The organism is Pseudomonas sp. A-R-19, from assembly GCF_019956575.1.
In the GTDB taxonomy this organism is placed as follows: domain Bacteria; phylum Pseudomonadota; class Gammaproteobacteria; order Pseudomonadales; family Pseudomonadaceae; genus Aquipseudomonas.
Map to the genome: position 1 here is coordinate 1 of NZ_JAHBDR010000061.1, position 23,725 is coordinate 23,725.

The window sequence follows — 23,725 nt, forward strand, 5'->3', positions numbered from 1 at the left end:
CCCCCGGCCCCGCTGGCCCAAACCCGGCGGGCCGACCATGGCATGTCCGTTGCAACCCCCCTGACAAGACAGCCTCGCACCTGCGCGACGTACCGCGTACTTGAATCAGGAGCAACCCATGAGCACTGAGTTTTTCTGGCGCCTGCCACTGGGCACCGACGGCCCGCAACTGACCACCGACAAACACAACCGCGGCAATCCGCACTATCGCCCGGGCAACATCGCCCCGGGACGACTGCCCAATGGCGAACCGGACGACTTCACCTACATCGACTACATTGCCCAGGTCGCGAAGGCCGCAGAACTGGCAGGTTTCGAAGGCGCCTTGTTGCCCACCGGCCCGGAGCCATGGATTGCCGCAGCGGCCCTGGCCCGTGAAACCCGTCGCATCAAATTCCTGATCGCGTTCCAGGCCACCTGGACCTTGCCGGCCTATGCCGCACAACAAGCGGCCATCCTGCAGAACCTCAGCCGCGGTCGCCTGGAGTGGAACATCATCACCGGTGGCAACCCGGCCAGTCAGCGCGCCAACGGCGATTTCCTCGAACATGATCTGCGCTACAAACGCACGGGTGAATTCCTCGACATCATCCAGGGCCTTTGGCAGAACGAACGCTTCTCCTACGAAGGCGATATCTACCAACTGGAGAACGGTGCCCTGCCCCACGGCCTGCAGAACGAGCGCAAACCCGGCGTGTACTTTTCCGGGTTCTCTGACGCCGCCCTTGATGTAGCCGCCAAACACGCCGACGTCTACCTGAACTGGGCCGAGCCCATCGACAAGCTCAAGCCGCGTATCGATCGGGTACGCGAACTGGCGGACAAGCAGGGTCGTAGCGTGCGCTTTGGTCTGCGTGTCGACCTGTTCGCCCGGGAAACCGAAGAGCTGGCGTGGAAAGATTTGCGTCGCCAGTTCGACAAACTTGAAGGCAAGAGCAGCGTGGTCGCCAAGGGCTTCACCAGCGGCTCCGATTCGGTAGGTGGCGCACGGCAAACCGCCTACCACCAGAACATCGACCGCTTCGACGACCTGATCATCGGCCCAAACCTGTGGGCCGGCTTCGCCAAAGCCAAGCCGGGGCCAACCGTGGGCCTGGTGGGCAGCCACCAGAACATCGCCGAACGCCTGGTGGAGTACCGCGATGCCGGTTTCTCGACCTTCATCCTGGCGGGCAATCCTCACCTGGAAGAAGCCCTGCGTATCGGCCAGGAGGTACTGCCACTGGTGCACCAACGTCCTGCCGTACAACCGGCAACTCATTTGAAGGCCAGCGCCTGAGCGCTGCGGGAGAATCATTGATGACTCAAGCTCTGGACACTCTCTGGTACACCCGCTGCCCGGTACCCACCGGGCTGGGCATTGCCGTGCAAAAAGGCTGGCTGCAAGACACCGTCGGCGCGTTGGGCACGCAAGTGCAGTCGCTGCGCGAATCCACCGACAAGGCCGTGCGTGAATCGCACTTCGATCACACCCTGCGCAACTCGGTGCGCCACGGCGGCAACATCCCGGCCATCTGGGCCAGGGCCCAGGGCCGGGAGACACGGGTGATTGGCCTGTCCTGGGCCGATGAAGTGCAACTGATCCTGACCCTTCCCGACAGCGGCATCAAAACCGTCAAGGACCTCAAGGGCCGTCGTTTCGGCTTGCCCGACTGGGCCGGCGCGCAAATCGACTTTACCCGCGCCCAGGCCCTGCGCGGGCTGGAAAACGCCCTGAGCCTGGAAGGCCTGCAAGTTGGCGATGTGCAGCTGGTGAATTTTCGCTATGAAGGTACGTTCAGCGACCCGCAGGTCAGCACCGTAAACGGCACGCCGGTCAGTGCGCAGCGAGTCGAGGGGCGCAACCTGGAACTGGTGGGTCTGCTGCGCGGCGAGGTCGATGCAATCTTCCTCAAAGGCGCCAGCGCCGCCCGGCAGGCCCATGAGTTCGGCCTGCACACCGTCATCGACACCGGCTCGCACCCCGAGCCCCTGATTCGCAGCAACAATGGCACCCCGCGCACACTGGCCGTGGACCTGAACCTGCTGGATAACCATTTCGATGTCGCCACCGGCATTCTCGATTCCGTTCGACGCGCCGAACATTGGGCCCACACCCATCCGGAAGACACCCGCCGCTACCTGGCCCGGGAAACCAACAGCAGCGAGTACTGGGTCAGCGCCGCCTATGGCAACGATGCCCATCTGCGCTTGCGCACCGAACTGGATGAGCAGGCCATCGACGCCCTGCAGGACTTCACACACTTCCTGCATCGCTGGCGCTTCATCCCGAAAAGCTTCGACGTGCGCGACTGGATCGATCCTCGTCCGCTGGACGCGTTGCTGCAAACCCCTACCGCACTGGCAGGCTAACCCGCCAGGTTTCATGGATCGGCACTGAAGGACTTTATGAGCAAACCACTCGATACGCTTTGGTATACCCATAGCCCTGTTCCCACGGGGCTAGGCATCGCCGTGCAATCCGGTCGACTGGCGCAAGCCTTTGCGCCGTTCGGCACGAATATCCAATCCCTGCGCGAGTCCAGTGAGCGGGAAGTTCGCGAAGCCCATTACGACCATCACCTGAAAAACTCGGTGCGTCACGGCGGCAATATCCCGGCCATCTGGGCCTATGCCAGCGGCGTACAGACCCGCGTGCTGGGGCTGTCCTGGAGCGACGAGGTGCAACTGATCCTGACCACCGCGGAATCCGGTGTGAAGAGCATTCGCGACTTGAAAAACCGCCGCTTCGGACTGCCGAAATGGGCCAACGTGCAGATCGACTTCACTCGCGCCCAGGCCCTGCGCGGCCTGGAAAATGCCCTCAAGCTCGAAGGCCTGGACGTGTCTGATGTCGAGTTGGTGGACTACCCCTATGGCGGCACCTACAGCGACGATCAGAAACAGCATGTCTACGGCTCGGAAGTCAGCCTCGACGTCACGCGCGTCAGCCGCCGCAACAACGAACTGATCGGCTTGTTGCGCGGCGACATCGATGCGATTTTTCTCAAGGGCGCGCACGCCGTGCACCTGGCCAACGAATTCGGTTTGCAGGTGGTCGTCGATACCGGCTCTCACCCCGACCCGCTGATTCGCTCGAACAACGGCACGCCACGGACCCTGACCGTGGACACTCACCTGCTGCATGAGCATTTCGACGCCAGCGTGAACATCGTTGATACCGTGCTGCGCACCGAGCAATGGGCCTGGGCCAATCCAGACGAAACCCGGCGTTTTCTGGCCCGGGAACTGAACACCAGCGAGTACTGGGTCGCCGCCGCGTACGGTGAAGACGCCCATCGGCGCCTGCGCACGACACTGGATGCACGATCCATTGAAGCGCTGCAGGATTTCACCGATTTCCTGCATCGCTGGGACTTCATTCCACGGCGTTTCGATGTGCGCGACTGGATCGATTTCAGCGTGCTGGAGAAGGTTATCGGCTCTACGTCACGATTGGCGGTTTGAGTTTTTCAGCGCCTGTCAGGACGTCATCGCCAGCAAGCCGGCTCCTACAATGTTTATTCCGCTTCAACACAAAACCTGTAGGAGCCGGCTTGCTGGCGATGGAGTCCGCAAGGCCAACGGATTGTTGGCCAGGCAACACTCCCTCACTCAACTCCTGCTGCTCCAGCAACACCCGCCAAGCAACTTCTGCTGAATGCCTGACAGGCACTTCCCGGCCGACTTGAATCAACTAACAAACTCATAAAAAATCGGCTGAACGCACAACTTTATCGCACTATAAATCCTTTATTTTCAACATCTTGATAAAACTAACCACGCAAAAAAAGCACTTGGCACGATCTCTGCTCAACCCCCACTAGTGAAACTTTCCTGGGGGAGACTCAAATGCATAAACTTAATCCAATCACCAAAAGTATCTGGCTAACCTTGTTACTCGCCGGGGGTGGCGTCAGCGAGGGTTTGCTGGCAGCAGAAACCACAGAAACCGACAGCAGCAAATCGGCTGCGGAGCCTTCGCTGAAAACCGTGACCGTCACCGCGCAACACCGGGAGGAAACCCTGCAAGAGATTCCGGTGGCGGTGTCCGCGATCCAGGGCACCAGCCTGGTGGCCGACGGCGTGCGCAACATGGGCGACATCACCACATTCGTTCCCAACACGTCGGCGAAAAACCCGGACGGCGATGGTCGCCCACGTTGGTACATCCGTGGTCTCGGTACCGGTGATACCGGCGCAGCCACCGTTTTCCCGGTGGGGATCTACGCCGATGACGTCTACCTCAACGCACCGGTTGCCGGCGGCGGGCCTCTGTTCGACCTGGAGCGCATCGAAATCCTGCGCGGGCCGCAAGGTACCCTGTACGGCAAGAACACCACCGCGGGCGCGGTGAACGTCATCTCGAAAAAACCAACCTTCGACACTGACGGCTTCGGCACGATCGGGTTTGGCACCAAGAACGAACGCATCGTCAGCGGCGCTCTGGGGGGAGCGCTGGTGGATGAAAAACTCGCGGCACGGGTCTCGCTGTACTCCGAGGAGCGTGACGGTTTCCAGGAAAACCTGGTCGATGACAACACCTATGGCGACGTCAACAAGAAAGCCGTCCGCCTGCAGTTTCTTGCTCAGATAAATGACGATCTCGAGGCACTGCTCAAGGTCCACAGCCGCGAATTCAAAGGCGACGGCAGCAACGGTTCGCTCGCGGTCGGGCGTTATTACAACGTTGGCTACGTAAGACCCAATGGACGCGATATCGCAATCAACGTCAATGAAGACTCCAAGCTCAATCACGACGGCACTTCGCTGACCCTGAACTGGCACCTGGGTGACTACACCCTGACCTCCATCAGCGCCTATGACTACATTCGCAACCAGGCGACCAGCGACGCCGACTACACGCCTTATGAAGTCAACGGCGCAGCGATTTCCGACAACAAATACGCTCAATACACCCAGGAGCTGCGCCTGGCATCGCCACAGCAGGAAACCCTGCGCTGGCTGCTGGGCGCGCATTACTTCCACGAAGACCTCGACAGCTCTGCCCAGCGCATTGTCACACCCGGCCCGACGCCTAACGGTACCGGCTCAAACCAGATCGGCGGCGTCACCGACTTCCGTGATCTGAGCTATGACCACAAGACCGACAGCTACGCGCTGTTCGGCAACCTGACCTACGACTTCACCGAAGATTTCAGCGTGACTGGCGGCCTGCGCTGGACCCAGGAAAAGAAAGACATCGACCTCGACCTGACGCAACTGACCCGCTTCACGGCCAACGGCCCGCTGGTGCCGCTGCCTGGCGTCGGCACCAACGGCAATCGTCAGGAAGACAAGACCTGGGAAGCCTGGACCTATGACCTGACGCCGGAATACCGGATCAACGATAACGTGCGGGTGTTCTTCCGTTACGCCCATGGCTTCCGTTCCGGCGGTTTCAATACCGGCCTGTCCACCAGCCTGTCGCAGCTGACCACGGTCGACCCGGAACAACTCGACGCCTACGAACTCGGCCTCAAATCCGAGTGGTTCGACCATCGCCTGACGGCCAACGCCAACATCTTCTACTACGACTATTCGGATATTCAGGTGAACCTGCTGACGGTCAACAACGGCGTGCTGACCACGGCGCTGACCAACGGCGCCAAGGGTACGGTCAAGGGCGCCGAACTGGAACTCGAAGCCCAGCCGACTGACTACCTGCACCTGCGTGCCGCAGTATCGTTCCTCGACACCGAATACACCGACTTCAAGAACACCAACCCCAACACCGGGGTGGTCACGGGTGATTACAGCGGCAACAGTTTCGTGCGTTCACCGCGCAACGTGGTGGCGCTCGGTGGCGACTACACGTTCCCGCTGGAAGTCGGTGGCAAGCTGGTGGCTGGCGGCGATGTGAGCTTCCGCGACAAGGAATACTTCCTCGCCGATCGCCAGAGCAGTGCTGACAAGACCCTCAGCCAACCGCATTACACCCTGGCCAATACTCGCCTGACCTGGTACAGCCCGGATGAAAAACTCAGCGTGACCGGGTTTGTGAACAACGTCACCGACCGTCGCTATCAGGTCCATGGTCGTCCGAACGGGACACTGGGCCAATACGTGATCACCTACGGCGACCCGCGTACCGTCGGCCTGAGCGTGACCAGCCGCTTCTGACCTGAAACCTCCCCCTGTAGGAGCCGGCTTGCCGGCGATGAGGCCCGCAAGCCTTGCATCGCATTGAAGGCCGCCATCGCCGGCAAGCCGGCTCCTACAAAAAAACCATCGATTTCCGGTTCTCCGGCATCCACACATAACCCCATCGATTTCCGGACCTCCGGCATCCACACATTCACTGTAGGAGCCGACTTGCCGGCGATGAGGCCCGCAAGCCTTGCATCGCACTTGAGGCCGCCATCGCTGGCAAGCCAGCTCCTACAGGGGTTTTCATTCGTCTGGAAGGAATTTATCCATGTTCCATCACACTCCGTTGGCCGGCGCTATCGCGCTGGTCATTGGCAGCCTTGCCGTGCCTGTCGTGGCTGCCGAAACCCACCCCTCCGCCAGCAGCGATCACCTCGACACAGTGGTGGTACTCGGTACCCGGCGCAGCGATATCACTGCGCTCGAAAGCGCCGCTCCCATTGACGTGCTGTCCAGCGAACAGTTGGAACAGACCGGTGCCAGCGACCTGTCCGGCGCCCTCACCGCGCTGTCACCGTCGTTCACCTATCCGCAGTCGCCCCAGGGCGCTTTTGCCGGCTCCATCGCCCAAGGCGCGTCATTGCGTGGCCTGGCATCCGATCAGGTGCTGGTGCTGGTCAATGGCAAGCGCCGCCACACCAGCGCCAACGTCACTCGCCAAAGCCTGGTCAACGGACGTGGCGCGGCAGCAGTCGACCTGAGCCTGATACCCCTGAGCTCGATCCAGCGCGTGGAAATCCTGCGCGACGGCGCGGCGGCCCAGTACGGCTCCGACGCCATCGCCGGGGTCATCAACATCGTGCTCAAGGAGAACGACGACGGAGGCAACCTCGGTTATCGCTTCGGCGGCTACGACAAAGGCGATGGCATCCAGCGCAAACTCAGCGGCTGGAAAGGCATTGCCCTGCCCAATGACGGCTTCCTGACCCTGAGCTTCGATGCCGGCAGCCAGGACCCGGCCAGCGACACCAACCCGGACAACCGGATTTTTTACCCGGGCTCCACCAGCATCAACACGCCCCGTGAGCAGAACAACCGCTACCGCACCTGGCGCTGGGGCTCGGGCAACGTGTCGGACCAGTACAACTTCGCCGCCAACAGTGAAATGGGCATTGGCGACGGTTTGACGGCCTACGGCTTTGCCACCTACTCGCACAAGAACACCGACGCCGAAGGCTTCTTCGACCCGCCCACGACGTTGCGCAACAACTACAGCAGCACCGCATTGCAACGCTTCCCGGACGGCCGTGTACCGATCACCCGTTACTCGCTGGAGGACTATGCGTTGACCGGCGGGCTGCGCTACGAAAATGAACAACTGGGCAAGTTCGACTTCGCCGTCAACCACGGCGACAACACGCTGAAGTCCACCGACCGCAACGCAATCAACCCCAGTTGGGGTGTCAACAGCCCGGAAAAAATCTTTACCGGCGAACGCGACGCCGACCAGACCAACGTCACCCTCGATTGGGTGCGGGACTTCCCGACCGACCTGTTGTTCAAGCCCCTGACACTGTCCGCCGGCTTGGCCTGGCGCCGTGAAAACTACGAGCTCAGCGCAGGCGAGCCCGCAGGCTGGCAAAACGGCCCGCTGTTCAACACGGTCGACCCGCTTACCCGACGGCGTATCCCGGGCTACTACTCGGGCATCACCCAGGTCGATGCAGCCTCACTGGACCGTAACGTAGCGGGCGCCTATGTCGACATCGAAGGCCAGGTCACCGAGAAATTCCAGGCCGGTGTCGCCCTCCGCAGCGAGCACTACTCGGACTTCGGCGACACCACCAACGGCAAGCTCTCCCTGCGCTACGACTTCACCCCGCAGATCGCCGCCCGAGCCACCGCCAGTACCGGTTATCGCGCGCCATCCCTGGTGCAGAGCGGCCTGTCCTCGTTCAGCGTGCAAGTGGTGGAGCAACCGCCCGGCAGCGGCAACTTTGTCGAAGTGCAGCAGCGTACGTTGCGCGCAGACAGTCCAGAGGCAGCGCTGCTCGGAGGGGCATCGCTCAAACCGGAAGAATCCACCAGCTATTCCCTGGGCCTGGTCTGGCGTCCATTGGCCAATGCATCGGTGACGCTGGACGCCTACCGCATTGATATCGACAACCGCATCACCCTCTCCGACCAGTTGCCCGCGTCGGTGGTCTCGCCGATTTTCGCCGGTACCCCTTACGCGAACATCCAGAGTGCGGCCTTCTACACCAACGTGGCCGACACCCGCACCGACGGTGTCGAGCTGGCCGGCAACTATCAGCTGGACCTGCAGCAATGGGGACGCCTGAACCTCAATGCCGGCGTGAGCCAGAACAACACCAGAATCACCGCCCTGCGTGACGTCGGCAACATCAAGGGCTCGCAGATTGTCGGCCGCACCACCCAAGGCCTGATCGAGGATGGCACGCCCGAGTCCAAGCTGATCCTCAGTGCCAATTGGTTGTATGAGGGTTGGGGCGTCACCGTGGCCCAGCGCCGCTATGGCGAATGGAAAAGTCTTAACTCGACCAACCCGACCCTGGACCAGACCTACAGCTCGCAATGGGTGACGGACCTGGATCTGTCATACACCTTCGACAAGGCGCTGAAGGTGTCGGTGGGAGCGATCAACCTGTTCGACACCCATCCGGACAAGGCTGACGGAGCGCAGTTGTACGGCGTGCCGAAGTACTCGATCACCAGCCCCGAAGGCGCCCAGGGCGCGTTCTACTACACCAGCGTCAGTTACGACTTCTGAGTGGACTGCTGCCGGGGTGTTGCCCTGGCAGCAACGGGTGCTGATCAGGCATCAATTGCCGCGACAACGAGCCCTGTAGGAGCTGGCTTGCCAGCGATGCGGTCAGCACGATTTGTGTCGCCTGCACCGCCGCCATCGCCAGCAGGCCGGCTCCTACAGGGTTGTTTGGCGTGATCGGTGTTTGCTGGCACAGCTCTTGCGATACCCCTTCGGTACTTCGCCGAAATAAGAACCGCCATGCGTACTCAACGTCTGTTCTCAACCCTAAGCTGGCTCATCTCTCCTGTTGCCCTGTTGTTGCTGTGGGCGGTGGTCGCCGAGGCCGGGATTTTCCCGCGCAACCTGCTGGTCCCTCCCGCTCAGGTGTGGCGGACTTTCGAAGCGCTGTCGGCCAGTGGTGAGCTGCTCGAACACCTGCTTAACAGCCTGTCGCGCCTGGGGCTGGGGTTCGGCATTGGTTCACTGTGCGGGCTGGCGTTCGGCGTGCTCATGGCCTTGTCGAAAAACGTCGAGATCTACTGCTCGCCGCTGTTCCACACCTTGCGCCAGATTCCCAGCATCGCCTTGATCCCGATGTTCGTGCTGCTGTTCGGCATCGATGAAACCTTCAAGATCATCATCGTTGCCAAAACCGCGTTCTTCCCGGTCGCGCTGGCCGCCAGCGAAGGCGTCAAGGCCATTCCGCGCAGCTACTTCGAGGTGGCTGACGTCTACCGCCTGCGCTGGCCGACACTGGTCCGGGAGATCGCCCTGCCCGCTGCCGCGCCGCCCATCATCACCGGTTTTCGTATCAGCCTGACCCGCGCCTGGGTGGTGCTGGTGGCCACCGAGTTGCTCGCCGCCGACAGTGGCCTGGGACAGATGATCGAAATGAGCCGGCAAATGTTGCGCATCGATGTGGTGATGGTCGGGATTGTCGTGACCGGTTTGATCGGTTTCACCCTGGATTTCAGCTTTCGCCAACTGGAACAGCGGCTGTTCCGCTGGCAGACCCGCTAGGAGCCTTCGATGTCTGGACTGATTGCCAAATCCCGTGGCCTGTTGCTGCCGCTGTTGTTGATCGGCGGCTGGGAATACCTGTCACGCCAGGACGCGGCGGGGGCTTACGCCTTTGTGCCGCTGTCGACCATCGGCGCCGCCTTGCTTGAGTTGCTGGCCAATGGCGAGCTGCTGGTGAACCTGTTGGCCAGTCTGGCGCGTACCAGCACCGGGCTGGCGCTGGGTATTTTCTTCGGTGTCCTGTTGGGCGTGTTGATGGCGCTGTCGGGACTCGCCAACCGGCTGATCGGGCCGCTGTTTCATTCGATCCGCCAGGTCCCCATGCTCGGCTGGATTCCGCTGATCGCCATGTGGTTCGGCAACGGCGAGTTCTCCAAGGTGCTGATCGTCAGCCTCGCGGCTTTCTACCCCATGGTGCTCAACACTTACCAGGGCTTCAGCCATGTCGAGCAGCGCTATCGCGAAGTCGGCCAGGTGCTGGTACTGACCCGCTGGCAACGGTTTCGTCATGTGCTGTTGCCCGCGGCGCTGCCGAGCATCGCCACCGGTGTGCTGCATGCGCTCGCGTTTGCCTGGGTCACGGCAGTGGGCAGCGAGTTGTTCCTGTCTTCGGGAGCCGGCCTGGGCAACCTGATGATGAACGCCGAAGCCGGCTCACGCATGGAAGTCATCGTCCTCAGCGTGTTGTGCATCGGTCTGTGCGGTTACCTGATGACCCTGCTATTCACCCTTCTGAGCCGCCATTTGCTGCGCTGGCGCAACATTCGTTGAAAGGCCACTCCATGAACGCAATCGCCCAACATATCCTGCCCCACAGCACCCCGCTACAGTCCGGCGCCCTGCAAATCCGCGGCCTGAGCAAGGCCTATCGGATCGAAGGCCAGCCTCTGCCAGTGCTGCGCAACATCAACCTCGACGTTCGCCCCGGCGAGTTCGTCAGCATCGTGGGTGCCAGCGGCTGCGGAAAATCCACGCTGCTGCGGCTGATCGTCGGGCTGGAGGCCGACTATGAAGGTGACATCCTGCTCGATGGCAAACGGATCGTGGCCACCAGCCTGGAGCGCGGGATCGTGTTTCAGGATCACCGTTTGTTTCCGTGGATGACCCTGAGCCAGAACATTGCCCTGGCCTTGAAAAACCATCCACTGTCCCAGACGGAAAAAGACCGATTGGTGGCCGAACACATTGCCCTGGTCAACCTTGAGGGCTTCGAGAATGCCTACCCGCACCAGTTGTCCGGTGGCATGGCGCAACGAGCCGCCATTGCCCGGGCGCTGATCAACAAACCGAAAGTGCTGTTGCTCGACGAACCCCTCGGCGCGCTCGACGCGTTGACCCGGGTACGACTTCAACACGAACTGCAGCGCATCTGGGTGCAACAACGCTGCACCGTGATCATGGTGACCCACGATATCGAAGAAGCCCTGTACCTGGGTGACCGGGTGATCGTCATGGACGCCCATCCGGGACGGATCAAGCACGAAATCAAGGTCGACTTGCCCCATCCCCGGGATCGGGCTTCAACCGTGCTGCAAGGCTACAAGGAACAACTGCTGGAGGAGCTGGTGGGGCATTGAAGCCCGGACCGGTCCGTCGAAGCGTGGAAAAACCACAGGATTCACAGGAGTAAACAAATGGGCAATGTCCAAAGCCCCGCCAGTCTGCCGCAAGTGTTCCAGGGCCCGGGCCTCGGTGAGCTGCTCAACCTTGGCCGGGTATTTCGCGAACCCCTGGCACTGTCTCGCCTGCACCGCACACCGCAACGGCTGTTGAGTCGTCGCGAGGTGGTCTTGCTGGGGGTGTTGGCGCTGGTCCTGCATGGCGCGGTGATTGTCTGGGTCAACCAGGCACCCACGCCGCAACTGCCCGTAGTCCCCCCGGAAATCCCGCCGATGACCATCGAGTTCTCCCGGCCGGCGCCACCCGTTGTCGAACCACCTCCGCCCGAGCCGATTGCCCAACCCGTGGTGGAGCCACCTCCACCGGTGGAAGATGAATTGGCCGTGAAACCGCCACCGCCCAAGCCGATACCCAAGCCCAAGCCTGTGCTCAAGCCCGTGCCTAAACCGGTGGCCAAACCCGTGACAGCGCAACCTGCCCCCGCCGTGACGCCGCAACCGGTGGCCGCGGCGCCCGCACCTGCGGCACCGCCTGCCCCTCAGCCCGTGACCCCGGCTTCGGCAACGGCCGGGTACTTGCACAACCCGGCGCCGGAATACCCGTCCCAGGCCATGCGCCGGGGCTGGCAAGGCACGGTGTTGTTGCGCGTCCATGTGTTGGCCAGCGGCAAGCCCGGTGAAATCCAGATTCAAAAAAGCAGTGGCCGCGAATCGCTGGACGACGCCGCACTGGCCGCCGTGAAACGCTGGAGCTTCGTCCCGGCCAAGCAAGGCGACACCGCGCTGGACGGCTGGGTCAGCGTGCCCATCGACTTCAAAATCAAGTAACTCAAACCTATCGAAACCCTGCGGGCTACCTGGCAAAAGGCGCATCGCTACAACTGATCTAATGCCTTGTTGGAGCACCCGACCATGAGTCTACTCACCTCCCCCTTCGAATCCATCGAACACGCCGTCATCTGGCTGCTGATTGTCTTCTCCGTCGCGACCTGGGGCCTGGCCTTGCTCAAGGGCTTGCAGTTCACCCGGCTAAAGACGCAGGACCGAAAATTCCATCGGCAGTTCTGGGCCGCTTCGAGCCTTGAATCGGCCGCCGATTTCGCCAACAACCTGCCTGGCGCTGCAGCCCGCGTTGCGCTTGCCGGTTACAATGCGATCCAGATCAGTGACAGTCAGAACGCTGACCTCAGCCAGTCGATCAATCATCAGGACCGCCTTGAGCGTGCCTTGCGCCAGCAGATCGTGCGTGAACGGCGCTCGCTGGAAACCGGGCTGGCAATCCTCGCCAGTATCGGCAGCACCTCGCCCTTCATCGGCCTGTTCGGTACCGTCTGGGGGATCATGTCCGCGTTGAAAGGGATCAGTGCGGCGGGCTCGGCGAGCCTGGAAACCGTAGCGGGCCCCATCGGCGCCGCACTGGTCGCCACCGGCGTCGGTATTGCTGTCGCCGTGCCGGCGGTGCTGGTCTACAACTATTTCCTGCGTCGCCTGAAGTTGACGGCAGCAGACCTGGATGACTTTGCGCACGACTTCTACAGCCTGGCGCAGAAACATGCGTTCCGTGTGCTGCTGAGCCCTGTCGCGGGTAAATCCGCCGCCAGCACCTCCGGGCAGAAAATCAAGGAGGCGTCCTGATATGGCCTTCTCTACACAAGACAGCGATGAAGTACTCAGCGAGATCAACGTCACGCCCCTGGTGGACGTGATGCTGGTGCTGTTGGTGGTGTTCATCGTCACGGCGCCGCTGCTGACCAATGCGATACCGATCAACTTGCCGAAGACCGAAGCCGTGGCGCCGGTGGAGCAGAAAGACCCATTGGTGGTGAGCATCGACGGCGCCGGCAAACTGTTCATCAACAAGGATGAAATCCAGCCGGATCTGCTGGAGTTCAACCTTAAGGCGGCGAAGGCCAAAGACCCGGAAGTGCGCGTGCAATTGCAGGCCGATGACGGCGTGAATTACGGCGAAGTGGCCCGCGCCATGGCGTCGATCGAGCGCGCGGGGATCAGCAAACTGTCGGTGATCACCGCGAGGTAAACCGCACGCGGTCACTGTAGGAGCCCGGCTTGCCGGCGATAGCGGTCTTCAGGGCCACATCGCTGGCAAGCCAGCGCCTACAGGTATGGGGGGTTGGATCTCAGCAATGCGCGCTGGCATGCTCAACGCGATGAAACAGGCGGTTGAAATACACCAGGCTGTCGCGCGGTTCGCGCACGCCGACCTTCGTCAGCTCGACGAACATCACCGAGTGCGAGCCCACTTCCTTGCACTCGCTGATCCGCCCTTCCAGCTGTACCAGGGCATCGCGCAGCACCGGCACATCGGCCGCGCCGTCGTCCCACAGGTCCCAGGCGAAGCGCTCGGCCATCGGCACCTGGGTCATGCCGGCGAAATGCCGGGCCAGTTCTTCCTGCTCGCCACACAGCACGTTGACGCACAGGTGGCCGTTGGTGCGGAACACGTCGTGGGTGGCGCTGTTGCGGTTGACGCACACCAGCACCGTGGGCGGCGAGTCGGTCACCGAGCACACGGCGCTGGCGGTGATGCCACAGCGCCCGCCCGGGCCGTTGGTGGTGATGATGTTCACCGCCGCCGGCAGCTGCGCCATGGCGTTGCGAAAGTCGATTTGCTGCTGGCTCAGGTCGGCCATGTCGATGCCCCTTCCTTCTGGAGGACCGCCGTTGCGCGGTCCGTAGGTGATGGAACAAGACTAAGGCCGTGGCTGCGCCGCAACCATTCTGACGATCCCCATGACGAGGTTGGGTTTCCGCTAGTCGACTAGGTGGTTTCTTTATCGCAAGGGCCGGCCACAGTGGGTATTCTGCTTACTGGCTCGGCAAAGACGAGCCGATGCGTGCCGCGCGTTCGCGTGCGAAAACAATAATTAAAAAACTTTCGTGGCAGCCCCGATGGAAACCCGTAAACCGATTGTTTATATCGTTGACGACGACAAGGACCTGCGCACTTCCCTGGCCTGGTTGCTGGAGTCGGTCAGCGTGCAGGCGCAGTGTTTTGCCGGCGCCGAAGAATTCCTCAGCCAATACGACCCCAAGCAGCCCGCCTGCCTGGTGCTCGATGTGCGCATGCCCGAGACCAGCGGCTTCCAGTTGCAGGAAATCCTCAACCAGCGCGGCAGTACCCTGCCGACCATCTTCGTCTCGGCCCATGGCGATATCCCGATGTCGGTCACGGCGATGAAGAACGGCGCGCTGGATTTCGTCGAGAAACCCTACAACCCGCAACAGATGATCGACCGCATCCAGGCCGCGCTGAAAACCGCCGTGCATGCCCAGGCCGATCAGCAGCAGCGGCAGAACCTGCAAGGCAAGCTGGCGCTGCTGACCAGCCGCGAGCGCGAAGTGCTGATGCTGGTGATCGATGGCAAGGCGAGCAAGGTGATCGCCCGGGAGCTGAACATCAGCGTGAAGACCGTTGACGTGCACCGCACCAAGATCAAGGAAAAGATGGGCGTATCCAGCATCGCCATGCTGGTGCGCGAGGTGCTGCATTTGCCGGTGGAAGAGCCGGTGCGGCACTGAGGAATCTGCGGCGGTCATGAGGCCTGTTCGCGAGCAGGTGATCCCGGCCAGGCACAAATACAGTGTTCGCTGCAGATCCCTGTAGGAGCTGGCTTGCCAGCGATGAGGCCATTACATCCAACATCAATCGCGACTGACACACCGCTTTCGCGAGCAAGCCCGCTCCCACAGTTTGATCTCGGCCGGACACAAATACTGTGTTCACTGAAGATCCCTGTAGGAGCTGGCTTGCCAGCGATGAGGCCATTACATTCAATATTGATGGCGACTGACGCACCGCTTTCGCGAGCAAGCCCGCTCCCACAGTTTGATCTCGGCCGGACACAAATACTGTGTTCGCTGCAGATCCCTGTAGGAGCTGGCTTGCCAGCGATGAGGCCATTACATCCAACATCAATCGCGACTGACACACCGCTTTCGCGAGCAAGCCCGCTCCCACAGTTTGATCTCGGCCGGGCACAAATACTGTGTTCGCTGAAGATCCCTGTAGGAGCTGGCTTGCCAGCGATGAGGCCATTACATTCAATATTGATGGCGACTGACACACCGCTTTCGCGAGCAAGCCCGCTCCCACAGTTTGATCCAAGCCGGACACAGACTCTGTGTTCACCGGAGATTCAATGTGGGAGCGGGCTTGCTCGCGAAGAGGCCGGCACATTCAACATGGATGTTGGCGGTCAGTTCTGGCTATACCGCTTGCGATAAGCCCCCGGCGAAACACCAAAACGCGATTTGAACGCCGACGAGAAGTAGCTCGAATCGGAAAAGCCCCAGGCATAACACAGCGCCGAAAGCTTCTGCTCGACATCATGGCGGCGCAGGTTTTCGGCGCAGAAGTCCAGGCGGCGATGCTTGATGTACTGCGCCACCACCAGGCCGCGCTTGGAGAACATCCGGTACAGGCCGCGCACGGAAATTCCCACTTCACGGGCGATCAGCTCGGGGCACAGTTCCTCGTCGCTGAGGTGTGCATCAATGAACGCGATGATCTTGCGGAACTGCCGTTCATGGGGATCAGCCGCGCCGTCCCGGGCACTGATGCCCGGCAGCAGCAGGCTGGCCAGGGCATCGAGCACGGCCTCGCTCTCCTGCATCTCCAGCCCGTCCTGCTGGCGAGTCTCCAGCACCAGCTTGTTGGCCATTGCCGCCAGGGGACTGCTGGCCGCGATGCGCGTGGCGCAGTTGACGGCATTGAAGTGCGAGCCGCGCTCGACTACCTGGCGCGGCAAAATCAACGACAGCTGTCGGCAATCGTCGTTGTAGATCATGTCGCTCGGACGGCTGGCGTCGATCAGCGCGATGTCGCCACAGCCCAATTGCGCGCGGTTGTCGCCCTGCTCCAGCTGTGAGCTGCCACGCATCTGGAACACTGCGTAGTAGTGGCCGTCGCTGCTGGTGCTGACGTCCTTGCTGGTGCGATATAAATGCACGTGCGCCATGTCGACCACACTGAGGTTGATCGCACCGCTGCGAAACTCCGCCAGTTCGCCGTAGAAATCAGTGTCCAGCGCCCGGGCATCGAAACGCCCACAGGCCTGGTTCACCTGGCTCAACCAACTTTCGAACGCCTCGTTGCGCACCGTCGATGCTGTAATCATGTCCGCAAAGCCTCACGTTTTTTGTTGTTATTTTTCGACCGCTTCAGCGAGCGGTTCAGTAACACGGTTATTTCTGTAGCCATCGCCTCCCTCGATGGCCGCCGGGCGCCCATTCAACAGGCTCCGGCGCATGCTTTCCAGCTTTCCTTAGTCTTAGATGTCCAATACCAGACGAGCGGAAAGCGCCCGGGAAACACAGGCGCAGATCTGCTTGTTGGACGCCTTTTCCTTGTTGGAAAGACAGTTGTCGCGGTGCTCCGGCACGCCGTCGAGCACGTCGACGATGCAGGTGCCGCAGATGCCTTCGCGGCACTCGGTGTCGATGTCGCAGCCGTGGGCTTGCAGCACGTCGACCAGGCTGCTGTCGGCCGGCACGTGCAGCACCACGCCGGAACTGGCCAGTTCCACTTCAAAACCGCCTGCAGGGGCGCTGTTGGCCGCCGGGTCTGCCGCGAAGTGTTCGAGGTGGATGGCATCATCCGCGCGACTGCGCGAAGCCACTTCCACCACTTTGTTCATGAACGGTGCCGGGCCGCAGGTGTAGACATGGGCGGCGCTACCGGCGCGTTCCAGGCATTCGCTCAATGCGCCGTCCAGATCCGCAGGCTCCACGCCGTAGTGGAATTCCACGTGATCGGCGAAATTCGTCGCCAATAGCTCGGTAAAAGCTGCGTACTGCGCTGAACGGGCGAAATAATGCAGACGGTACGGCTCGCCACTTTCCGCCAGTCGATAAGCCATGCTCAGCAGTGGCGTGACGCCGATGCCGGCGGCGAACAGCACGTGTTCGCGGGCACTTTCATCAAGACGGAACAGGTTGCGTGGCGCACCCATTTCCAGCTCCATGCCCTCTTGCACCTGCTCGTGCAGCGCGAGCGAGCCACCGCGCGACTGCGCTTCTTTCTTCACCGCGACCAGATAGGCGCGGCGATCCTGCGGCGGACTGCACAGCGAATACTGGCGGGTCACTCCGGTCGGCCCGGTGAGGTCGACGTGGGCACCCGGTTCATAGGTGTCGAGCGGCTGGCCGTCACTGCGCACGAGGCGAAAGGAGCGGATATCCAGCGCTTCGTCGACGATCCTTTCGATCTTCACCTTCATCATTGCATCACCTAAAACTGGTTATTTCGGTTAATTCGGACATTAAAAATCTTGAAGCCTGCCCTGATCCCTGTGGCGAGGGGGCTTGCCCCCGTTCGGCTGCGCAGCAGTCGTAAAATCTTCGTTGCTGCCGAATTTTTTGGGGCCGCTCCGCGACCCAGCGGGAGCAAGCTCCCTCGCCACAAGTTCTAAAATCACCCTGCTTTCTCAGCGCATGAACAAGCCGCCGTTGACGTCCAGGCACGCGCCCGTCACGGAAGTCGCGTTGTCGGCGATCAGCAGCAGCACGCTGTCGGCGATGAACCCCGGGTCACCGAGGGTGGCGGCCGGGATCATTTTCAAGATCTGCTCCAGACGCTCCGGCGCCACACTTTCACGCACTATCGGCAAGTCCAGCGGACCTGGCGAGATGCTGTTGACCGTCACCCCTTGCGGGGCCAGTTCACGGGCGAAGACCTTGGTCAGGGTCGCCACGCCGCCCTTGGCCGCCGCGTAATGCGCGCCGGTGGCGGTGCCGCCGTTCTGCCCGGCCAGGGACGCGATGTTGACGATGCGCCCGAAGCCGCGCTCGGCGAAGTGCGCGCCGAACACCTGGCAGGCGACGAAAGTGCCGCGCAGGTTGATCGCCATCGACTCGTCGAATTCTTCCGGCGTGATGTCCATCAGCGCCGCGACCTTCGACACACCGGCGTTGTTCACCAGGATGTCGGTGCCGCCCCAACGCTCGGCGAGCAGGTCGCGGGCACGCTGGAAATCGGCTTTGCTGCGCACATCCAGCTCGATGGCGACGGCGCTGGCGCCGCTGCCGTCGAGCTCGGCGGCCAGTTGCTGCACGCCGTCAAGACGCACATCGGCCAGGGCGACGCGATAGCCCGCCGCGTGCAGACGACGGGCGATGCACTCGCCCAGTCCACGCGAGGCACCCGTTACCAGAGCTACTCGACTCATGATGTTGCCCTCACAAAAGGAAGCCGAGCGCGCTCAGGCTGTCGGTGGAGTTGATCAGGCGCACCACTTTGCGCTCCAGGCTCGGCACGCCGTCGGTGAGACGAATACGGTGGTTCAGGTCGGCCACGAACGGCGTGTGCACGCCACGCTTGTAGGCGTAGAGCAACTGCGCGGAGTTCACTTCGACGACGTCGCCAGCCGCTTCCACCAGACGGAAACGCGAGATCGTGCGGATGGTTTTCGCCGCGTCGACCGCCGACGGCGAGTAGCCGGCGGTCAGGCGTTCGATGCGCAGGTCACGCATGCGTGCATCGTCGTAGGCGTAGTTGAGCGTCGCTTCGAAATCTTCGGTGTCCGGGTCGATCGGCACGATGTATTTGCCGCTTTCGCTCCACAGGGTCGCCCATTCGGCGTAGTTCTTGTGGTCGAGCAGTTCGGCTTCGCGCCAGATGAATTCGATGGCCTGGGCCAACGGGCCGGAAAAACCGTTCAGGGTGTCGTGATTGCTCATTGGCTCATCATCCTTTTCCACATGTCGTAGGCACCGCGCATGCCGCCTTCGTCGGTGGCGTGGCTGACCTTGTCGCCGTTTTCAGCGGTGATTTCGCGGTTCAGGCCGCGGTTGACCAGGATCGGCGCGTCGACGCCGGCATACGAGCCGCGCTGCACACGGTCCCAGGCCTCGGCATCGTCGGGGCTGCCGAAACCGAACGGGCCCTGGAAGTGTTCGTGAATGCGCATGCGTTCACGGTTGGCGATTTCCGGGCCGCCGTCCATGCCGAGGGCAACGTGACGGATCTCGGTTTCGGTGACCGACACCGGGCGCAGTACACGGAAGAACGACATCGACATGGCGACGTTGGGGAACAGGTTCAGGTTGAAACCGGCGCCGTGCAGCGAGCGCACGATGCGACGGACCTGATCGGCCGGCAGGGTTTTCGACAGCTCTTCGGTGACGTGGGCAAAACGTTCCTGCAACTGCTCGGTGCCGTCGTCGTGATCGAGGTCGACGTGTTCCGGCACCATCACCATCACGCTGTGGCCGTTGCCCAGGGAGTGGGTCACGGCTTGCTCGTCAGTCATGAACGAAAGCATTTCCGAGGTTTCTTCATCCACCGACGACATGAACGACTTGTGCACGATCGGGAAGTGGTAACCGTCGGTGGTGTTTTCCAGCTGGATCTTCCAGTTGCCCTTGAAGCTGAATTTGTGTTCGCCCTGGGTCTTGATCGGGTAGCCGGCGCCCTGCTTCATGAACAGGTCCATCCAGTGCTTGGCGCCGCCGAGGAAGTCTTCCAGCGGTTCGATTTCGTCGTTGTAGCTGGCGAAGACCATGCCGGCGTAGCTTTCGACGCGCAGGCTGGTCAGCGGCAGTTCGGACTTTTCCAGGATGCCTTCGTAGCCATCCGGATACGGCAGCGCACGCAGCTTGCCGTCCAGGCCATAGGACCAGCTGTGGTACGGGCAGGTGAAACCGGTGGCGTTGCCCTTGTGCTTCTCGCACACGGTGGCGCCACGGTGGCGGCAACGGTTTTCCAGGACGTTGATGTTGTTCTTCTTGTCGCGCACGACGATCACCGGGCGACGGCCGATGGTGGCGGTCTTGAAGTCGCCTGAGTTGCGCACTTCGCTCTCGTGGGCAACCCACACCCAGGTGCGGTAGAAAATCTTTTCCAGCTCGGCTTCGAACAGCGCCGGGTCGTTGTACAGCGAGACGTCGACGCGGTCATGCTGGACCAGGTCTTCGGGGCTTTTCGACGTCGCGATCAGCCGGTATTCATGAGTGCTCATGCGGTTCTCCTCATGGCTTCTTTTTATGATTTGGTTTTAGCAGCCGGTCGTTGACCGGCCATGCTGAGTTGCAGCTGCGCACCGAAGGCGCAGACCCGTTCGTCCTGACCTTTTCGGCCAACGATTTGCAGGCCGACTTTCAGCCCGCCGCAATCGAGTTCCACCGGCACCGTCAGCGCCGGGTGGCCGCTGAGGTTGAAAGGCCGAACCAGCGGGGTCATGCCGGCCACGGCCTTGCTGCCGGCGCGGGCTTCGCTGAGGGTCGGCGGCAGGGTCGGCAACGTCGGCAACAGCAATACCGCAAAGTCTTCCAGCGCCGCGTCCACTTGTTGGGTGAACGCTGTGCGCACAGCTTCGGCCTGGGCCAGTTCTTCACGCGTGGTGCGGCTGGCCGCCAATAGGCGGGTCTCCACATCAGCGCCGATCAGGCCCTTGCCGGTCAGGTGACCGAAGGCCGCCCAGTTTTCAAAATTGATCACGGTCAGGCCGGCGGCGAAGGCTGCTTCGAACTCGCTGAGGTGCAGGTTGCCGCGCCGCCATCCGGCGCGGTCGGCGGCGGCACCCAGGCAGGCTTCCAGGTGCGGGTCGCAACCGACTTCGAGGAAGGCGACTTTGGTACCGGCGCTTGGCAGGCCCTGCACTTCAAAGCCCGGGCAGATCACCTGCATCGCCGCGATCAGGTCGTCCATGGATCGGGCGAACGGCCCGACGCAATCAAGGCTCGATTCCAACGGATGGGCACCGACGCGGCTGACACGGCCGTAAGTCGGCTTCAATCCTGCGATGCCGCAGCACGCTGCCGGCACTCGCACCGAACCACCGGTGTCGGTACCGATGGCGATGTCCGCCAGGCCGGCCGCGACCGCCGACGCCGAACCGCTGGACGAACCACCCGGCACGCGATCCGGCGCTTGCGGGTTGATCGGCGTACCAGTGAAGTCGTTGATGCCGGTGACGCCGAACGCCAGTTCATGCAGGTTGGTCTTGCCGACGATCTGCCAGCCAGCGTCGAGGATCGCGTCGACCACTTCGGCGTTTTTCGTCGCGGCCGGGGCATCGGCAAAAGCACGGCTGCCCGAACGGGTCGGATAACCGGCGATGTCGATGGAGTCCTTGATGGCAACGCGTTTGCCGTTGCCACCGAGGAGGAACTCGCTGATGAAAGTACTCATGCACTCAGCTCCGTATTGAACAAGCGTTGCGTGCGGAAATGCGCGATCAGCCAGACGCCGTCGACACAACGAAAATCGATGTTCAGCCGCGTGCCGAACAGCTCGTTGCGGCCATCGGCATAGGTGGAAATCTGCTGCATGATCCACTGCCCCTGCGCCGCCTTGCCGTCGACCACGATCGACTCGCTGGTGAGGTAATGCAGGTTCAACTTGAAGTGATCGGACGGCGGCAGGTAACCGCCGACAAACGTCGCCACCGCCGCACGTCCATGATGCTGGCCGAAGGTCTGTGCGGTCTGGGTGCCGAGGCCTTCCCAGATCGCATCCTCGGTGAACAACTGCGCCAACTGGCTCAGGTGAATCGGCGCCCGCGGCACATCGCACAGGTCCATGTAGCGCGCCATCAGACGACGCACTGCGCTTTCCCCTTCGAGCGTCGCCAGACGCTGCAGCAAGGCCTCGTTCATGGCTTACACCTTGGCCGCGTCAGGAATGGTCAGCGGGCGACCGATGCGCGCTTCGATCTTGGCGTAGCGCCACAGGCTGTATTGGCCGACCGGCGTGGTGCGGAACAGGTTGCAGGCGTCGATCACCGACTGATGGCAGTCGACGTCGGCCATGATGTACACGGTCCAGGGCGAAGTAGTGGACGGGCCGACCATCAGGCGGTCGTCGTCCATCGCGCCGAGCACGGTGATGCCGGGCATGGCGCCGAGGTCACCCATCATCTGGCTGAAGCCTTTCCACACGCTCAGGCCTTCGCCGGTCGGCAGGTCGAAAAAGTTCTGGGTGATGCCGATACAGAAGACGACGCGCAATGGCTCTTGGGTGGTTTGCGACATGGGTGCGATTCCTTGAAAAAGTAATGGGGATTCAGATGTAGCCCGGGAACGGCGGGACGCCGAGGAACACCGAGCCGGCGCCGTCGTACAGGCCTTCGCTGAGGAAGGCGTGCTGGGTCACCACCATCGAGTCACGCAGGTAGCGTTGCAGCGGATGGCGCAGGTAAATGGCGGTGGTGCCGGCCAGGCTGTAGGCGCTTTGCACCACTTCGGCACCGGCCTGGGAGACATGGATCGCGGACAGGCGCAGCAGGCTGGTCTGCTCCGGCGTCACCGGGTGGCCGGCCAGGATCGAACTCCACACCTGTTCGGTGGCGTTGTAGAAGAAACCGCGCGCGGCGCTGAGCTTGGCTTCAGCCTTGGCGATCTCGATGCGCACGTAAGCGCGGTCGGACAATTTCGGCGCGCCGGTGATGCCGCTGCCGCCCGCCATGCGGCTGATTTCGTCGAGGGCCGCACGGGCCAGGCCGAGGTTGACCACCGCCAGCACTTGCGCGGCGTAGGCGATCGACGGGTAGCGGAACAGTGGTTCGTCGATGGTCGCGGCACCGCCACGGATGAAGGTCCAGCGCTCCTCAACGCGTTTATCGTTAACACGCAGGTCATGGCTGCCGGTGCCTTTGAGGCCGACCACTTCCCAGTTCTCGACGATGTCTACCTGCTCCGGGCGAAACACAGCGGTGCGCGGCTTGCCGCCAGCGGCACCGATGCCAACGCCCAACAGGTCTGCGCCTTTGCAGCCGCTGGCGAATTTCCAGGTGCCGTTGACCTGATAGCCGCCTTCGACTGCTTCGGCCGGTTGCAAGGGGAACAGGCCGCCGGCGAATACCAGGTCAGGGCTTTCGGCGTAGAGCTCAGCCAGGGTTTCCCGCGGTAAGGCTGCCAGGTAGACACCGGCGCTGCCGAAGCTGGCGACCCAGCCCGCCGAGCCGTCGGCTTCGGAGATGCGCTCGATCATTTGCAGGAACTGCGCCGGTGCCAGGGCGTCACCGCCGAAGCATTTCGGCGTGGCGGCACGGTAGATACCGACCTGCTTGAATCGCTCGATCATGTCCCGAGGCACGTGGGAGCCGGCGTCGAATTCCTCGCGGCGTTGACGAACCTCATCCAGCACTTGCTGAAATAGCTGACTCTCGACCATTGGCACGACCGGGGCGGACACAGGGTCTTGTTGCGCGACAGCTGAACGCAGCATGGGCTAGTTCTCCGTTTTACTTATTGTTAGGGGGGGCGGAACCGGTACCTGTAGGAGCGA

Annotated in this window: 22 protein-coding genes; 12 read left to right on the forward strand and 10 right to left on the reverse strand. The window is 62.0% G+C overall.

What is annotated here, in order from left to right; genetic code table 11:
- Positions 1-118 precede the first annotated feature (118 nt).
- From KGA88_RS17520 to KGA88_RS17570, 11 genes are all read left to right on the forward strand, one after another.
- On the forward strand, positions 119-1,279 hold the full coding sequence (locus KGA88_RS17520) for an LLM class flavin-dependent oxidoreductase (protein WP_223593078.1): 1,161 nt from the start codon (positions 119-121) through the stop codon (positions 1,277-1,279).
- A 20-nt stretch (positions 1,280-1,299) separates the two neighbouring features.
- Positions 1,300-2,352 (forward strand): ABC transporter substrate-binding protein, encoded by a 1,053-nt coding sequence (locus KGA88_RS17525; protein WP_110661679.1) that lies wholly within the window; start codon positions 1,300-1,302, stop codon positions 2,350-2,352.
- A gap of 36 nt (positions 2,353-2,388) precedes the next feature.
- Positions 2,389-3,447 (forward strand): ABC transporter substrate-binding protein, encoded by a 1,059-nt coding sequence (locus KGA88_RS17530; protein ID WP_110661677.1) that lies wholly within the window; start codon positions 2,389-2,391, stop codon positions 3,445-3,447.
- A 384-nt stretch (positions 3,448-3,831) separates the two neighbouring features.
- Entirely contained in the window at positions 3,832-6,102 is a 2,271-nt protein-coding gene (locus tag KGA88_RS17535; RefSeq protein ID WP_223593080.1) for a TonB-dependent receptor, read from the forward strand.
- Positions 6,103-6,397: 295 nt separating this feature from the next.
- Positions 6,398-8,860 (forward strand): TonB-dependent receptor plug domain-containing protein, encoded by a 2,463-nt coding sequence (locus tag KGA88_RS17540; RefSeq protein ID WP_223593082.1) that lies wholly within the window; start codon positions 6,398-6,400, stop codon positions 8,858-8,860.
- A 237-nt stretch (positions 8,861-9,097) separates the two neighbouring features.
- Positions 9,098-9,859 carry an ABC transporter permease gene (locus KGA88_RS17545; protein ID WP_223593084.1) on the forward strand — a complete coding sequence of 254 codons (762 nt, stop codon included), beginning with the start codon at positions 9,098-9,100 and terminating at the stop codon, positions 9,857-9,859.
- A gap of 9 nt (positions 9,860-9,868) precedes the next feature.
- The gene (locus tag KGA88_RS17550; RefSeq protein ID WP_223593086.1) at positions 9,869-10,630 is read left to right on the forward strand and encodes an ABC transporter permease; all 762 of its coding nucleotides are present in this window, start codon (positions 9,869-9,871) and stop codon (positions 10,628-10,630) included.
- A gap of 11 nt (positions 10,631-10,641) precedes the next feature.
- The gene (locus KGA88_RS17555) at positions 10,642-11,436 is read left to right on the forward strand and encodes an ABC transporter ATP-binding protein (RefSeq protein WP_223593088.1); all 795 of its coding nucleotides are present in this window, start codon (positions 10,642-10,644) and stop codon (positions 11,434-11,436) included.
- 57 nt (positions 11,437-11,493) lie between these two features.
- Positions 11,494-12,306, forward strand: coding sequence for an energy transducer TonB (locus KGA88_RS17560; RefSeq protein WP_223593090.1), 813 nt, complete (start codon positions 11,494-11,496; stop codon positions 12,304-12,306).
- Between the two features lie 84 nt (positions 12,307-12,390).
- On the forward strand, positions 12,391-13,113 hold the full coding sequence (locus tag KGA88_RS17565) for a MotA/TolQ/ExbB proton channel family protein (RefSeq protein WP_223593099.1): 723 nt from the start codon (positions 12,391-12,393) through the stop codon (positions 13,111-13,113).
- Between the two features lies 1 nt (position 13,114).
- Positions 13,115-13,516 (forward strand): ExbD/TolR family protein, encoded by a 402-nt coding sequence (locus tag KGA88_RS17570; protein WP_110662335.1) that lies wholly within the window; start codon positions 13,115-13,117, stop codon positions 13,514-13,516.
- 100 nt (positions 13,517-13,616) lie between these two features.
- Here the strand turns inward: KGA88_RS17570 and hpaC are convergent, their stop codons facing one another.
- Positions 13,617-14,129 (reverse strand): 4-hydroxyphenylacetate 3-monooxygenase, reductase component, encoded by a 513-nt coding sequence (hpaC, locus tag KGA88_RS17575; protein ID WP_103395704.1) that lies wholly within the window; start codon positions 14,127-14,129, stop codon positions 13,617-13,619.
- Between the two features lie 259 nt (positions 14,130-14,388).
- Between hpaC and KGA88_RS17580 the strand changes: the two genes are divergently transcribed.
- Positions 14,389-15,018: a response regulator transcription factor gene (locus KGA88_RS17580; protein ID WP_110662334.1), complete on the forward strand. Its 630-nt coding sequence runs from the start codon at positions 14,389-14,391 to the stop codon at positions 15,016-15,018.
- 677 nt (positions 15,019-15,695) lie between these two features.
- Here KGA88_RS17580 and feaR read toward each other — a convergent pair.
- The 9 genes from feaR to KGA88_RS17625 all read right to left on the reverse strand — a co-directional run bounded on the left by feaR (position 15,696) and on the right by KGA88_RS17625 (position 23,665).
- Positions 15,696-16,616 (reverse strand): transcriptional regulator FeaR, encoded by a 921-nt coding sequence (feaR, locus tag KGA88_RS17585; protein WP_223593101.1) that lies wholly within the window; start codon positions 16,614-16,616, stop codon positions 15,696-15,698.
- Between the two features lie 153 nt (positions 16,617-16,769).
- Complete coding sequence (locus KGA88_RS17590) at positions 16,770-17,720, reverse strand: PDR/VanB family oxidoreductase (protein WP_223593104.1); 951 nt, start codon at positions 17,718-17,720, stop codon at positions 16,770-16,772.
- A 204-nt stretch (positions 17,721-17,924) separates the two neighbouring features.
- Positions 17,925-18,665 (reverse strand): SDR family NAD(P)-dependent oxidoreductase, encoded by a 741-nt coding sequence (locus tag KGA88_RS17595; RefSeq protein WP_223593106.1) that lies wholly within the window; start codon positions 18,663-18,665, stop codon positions 17,925-17,927.
- A 10-nt stretch (positions 18,666-18,675) separates the two neighbouring features.
- Entirely contained in the window at positions 18,676-19,176 is a 501-nt protein-coding gene (locus KGA88_RS17600) for an aromatic-ring-hydroxylating dioxygenase subunit beta (protein WP_223593108.1), read from the reverse strand.
- Entirely contained in the window at positions 19,173-20,456 is a 1,284-nt protein-coding gene (locus tag KGA88_RS17605; protein ID WP_110661755.1) for an aromatic ring-hydroxylating oxygenase subunit alpha, read from the reverse strand. The genes KGA88_RS17600 and KGA88_RS17605 overlap by 4 nt, the downstream gene beginning before the upstream one ends.
- A gap of 23 nt (positions 20,457-20,479) precedes the next feature.
- Complete coding sequence (locus KGA88_RS17610) at positions 20,480-21,628, reverse strand: amidase (RefSeq protein WP_223593110.1); 1,149 nt, start codon at positions 21,626-21,628, stop codon at positions 20,480-20,482.
- Positions 21,625-22,095, reverse strand: coding sequence for a nuclear transport factor 2 family protein (locus KGA88_RS17615; RefSeq protein ID WP_223593112.1), 471 nt, complete (start codon positions 22,093-22,095; stop codon positions 21,625-21,627). The genes KGA88_RS17610 and KGA88_RS17615 overlap by 4 nt, the downstream gene beginning before the upstream one ends.
- Positions 22,096-22,098: 3 nt before the next feature.
- Positions 22,099-22,470: a hypothetical protein gene (locus KGA88_RS17620; protein ID WP_057715413.1), complete on the reverse strand. Its 372-nt coding sequence runs from the start codon at positions 22,468-22,470 to the stop codon at positions 22,099-22,101.
- Between the two features lie 31 nt (positions 22,471-22,501).
- Positions 22,502-23,665, reverse strand: a complete 1,164-nt coding sequence (locus tag KGA88_RS17625) for an acyl-CoA dehydrogenase family protein (protein ID WP_223593115.1) — start codon at positions 23,663-23,665, stop codon at positions 22,502-22,504.
- Positions 23,666-23,725 lie beyond the last annotated feature (60 nt).

What these genes read in the sequence shown, in the direction of transcription:
- KGA88_RS17620 (WP_057715413.1), bottom strand. Translation starts at nt 22,470, where the DNA reads ATGTCGCAAACCACCCAAGAGCCATTGCGCGTCGTCTTCTGTATCGGC.
- KGA88_RS17535 (WP_223593080.1), top strand. Translation starts at nt 3,832, where the DNA reads ATGCATAAACTTAATCCAATCACCAAAAGTATCTGGCTAACCTTGTTA.
- KGA88_RS17595 (WP_223593106.1), bottom strand. Translation starts at nt 18,665, where the DNA reads ATGAGTCGAGTAGCTCTGGTAACGGGTGCCTCGCGTGGACTGGGCGAG.
- KGA88_RS17545 (WP_223593084.1), top strand. Translation starts at nt 9,098, where the DNA reads ATGCGTACTCAACGTCTGTTCTCAACCCTAAGCTGGCTCATCTCTCCT.
- KGA88_RS17520 (WP_223593078.1), top strand. Translation starts at nt 119, where the DNA reads ATGAGCACTGAGTTTTTCTGGCGCCTGCCACTGGGCACCGACGGCCCG.
- hpaC (WP_103395704.1), bottom strand. Translation starts at nt 14,129, where the DNA reads ATGGCCGACCTGAGCCAGCAGCAAATCGACTTTCGCAACGCCATGGCG.
- KGA88_RS17540 (WP_223593082.1), top strand. Translation starts at nt 6,398, where the DNA reads ATGTTCCATCACACTCCGTTGGCCGGCGCTATCGCGCTGGTCATTGGC.
- KGA88_RS17560 (WP_223593090.1), top strand. Translation starts at nt 11,494, where the DNA reads ATGGGCAATGTCCAAAGCCCCGCCAGTCTGCCGCAAGTGTTCCAGGGC.
- KGA88_RS17530 (WP_110661677.1), top strand. Translation starts at nt 2,389, where the DNA reads ATGAGCAAACCACTCGATACGCTTTGGTATACCCATAGCCCTGTTCCC.
- KGA88_RS17615 (WP_223593112.1), bottom strand. Translation starts at nt 22,095, where the DNA reads ATGAACGAGGCCTTGCTGCAGCGTCTGGCGACGCTCGAAGGGGAAAGC.
- KGA88_RS17565 (WP_223593099.1), top strand. Translation starts at nt 12,391, where the DNA reads ATGAGTCTACTCACCTCCCCCTTCGAATCCATCGAACACGCCGTCATC.
- KGA88_RS17550 (WP_223593086.1), top strand. Translation starts at nt 9,869, where the DNA reads ATGTCTGGACTGATTGCCAAATCCCGTGGCCTGTTGCTGCCGCTGTTG.
- KGA88_RS17610 (WP_223593110.1), bottom strand. Translation starts at nt 21,628, where the DNA reads ATGAGTACTTTCATCAGCGAGTTCCTCCTCGGTGGCAACGGCAAACGC.
- KGA88_RS17570 (WP_110662335.1), top strand. Translation starts at nt 13,115, where the DNA reads ATGGCCTTCTCTACACAAGACAGCGATGAAGTACTCAGCGAGATCAAC.
- KGA88_RS17555 (WP_223593088.1), top strand. Translation starts at nt 10,642, where the DNA reads ATGAACGCAATCGCCCAACATATCCTGCCCCACAGCACCCCGCTACAG.
- feaR (WP_223593101.1), bottom strand. Translation starts at nt 16,616, where the DNA reads ATGATTACAGCATCGACGGTGCGCAACGAGGCGTTCGAAAGTTGGTTG.
- KGA88_RS17580 (WP_110662334.1), top strand. Translation starts at nt 14,389, where the DNA reads ATGGAAACCCGTAAACCGATTGTTTATATCGTTGACGACGACAAGGAC.
- KGA88_RS17625 (WP_223593115.1), bottom strand. Translation starts at nt 23,665, where the DNA reads ATGCTGCGTTCAGCTGTCGCGCAACAAGACCCTGTGTCCGCCCCGGTC.
- KGA88_RS17525 (WP_110661679.1), top strand. Translation starts at nt 1,300, where the DNA reads ATGACTCAAGCTCTGGACACTCTCTGGTACACCCGCTGCCCGGTACCC.
- KGA88_RS17605 (WP_110661755.1), bottom strand. Translation starts at nt 20,456, where the DNA reads ATGAGCACTCATGAATACCGGCTGATCGCGACGTCGAAAAGCCCCGAA.
- KGA88_RS17600 (WP_223593108.1), bottom strand. Translation starts at nt 19,176, where the DNA reads ATGAGCAATCACGACACCCTGAACGGTTTTTCCGGCCCGTTGGCCCAG.
- KGA88_RS17590 (WP_223593104.1), bottom strand. Translation starts at nt 17,720, where the DNA reads ATGATGAAGGTGAAGATCGAAAGGATCGTCGACGAAGCGCTGGATATC.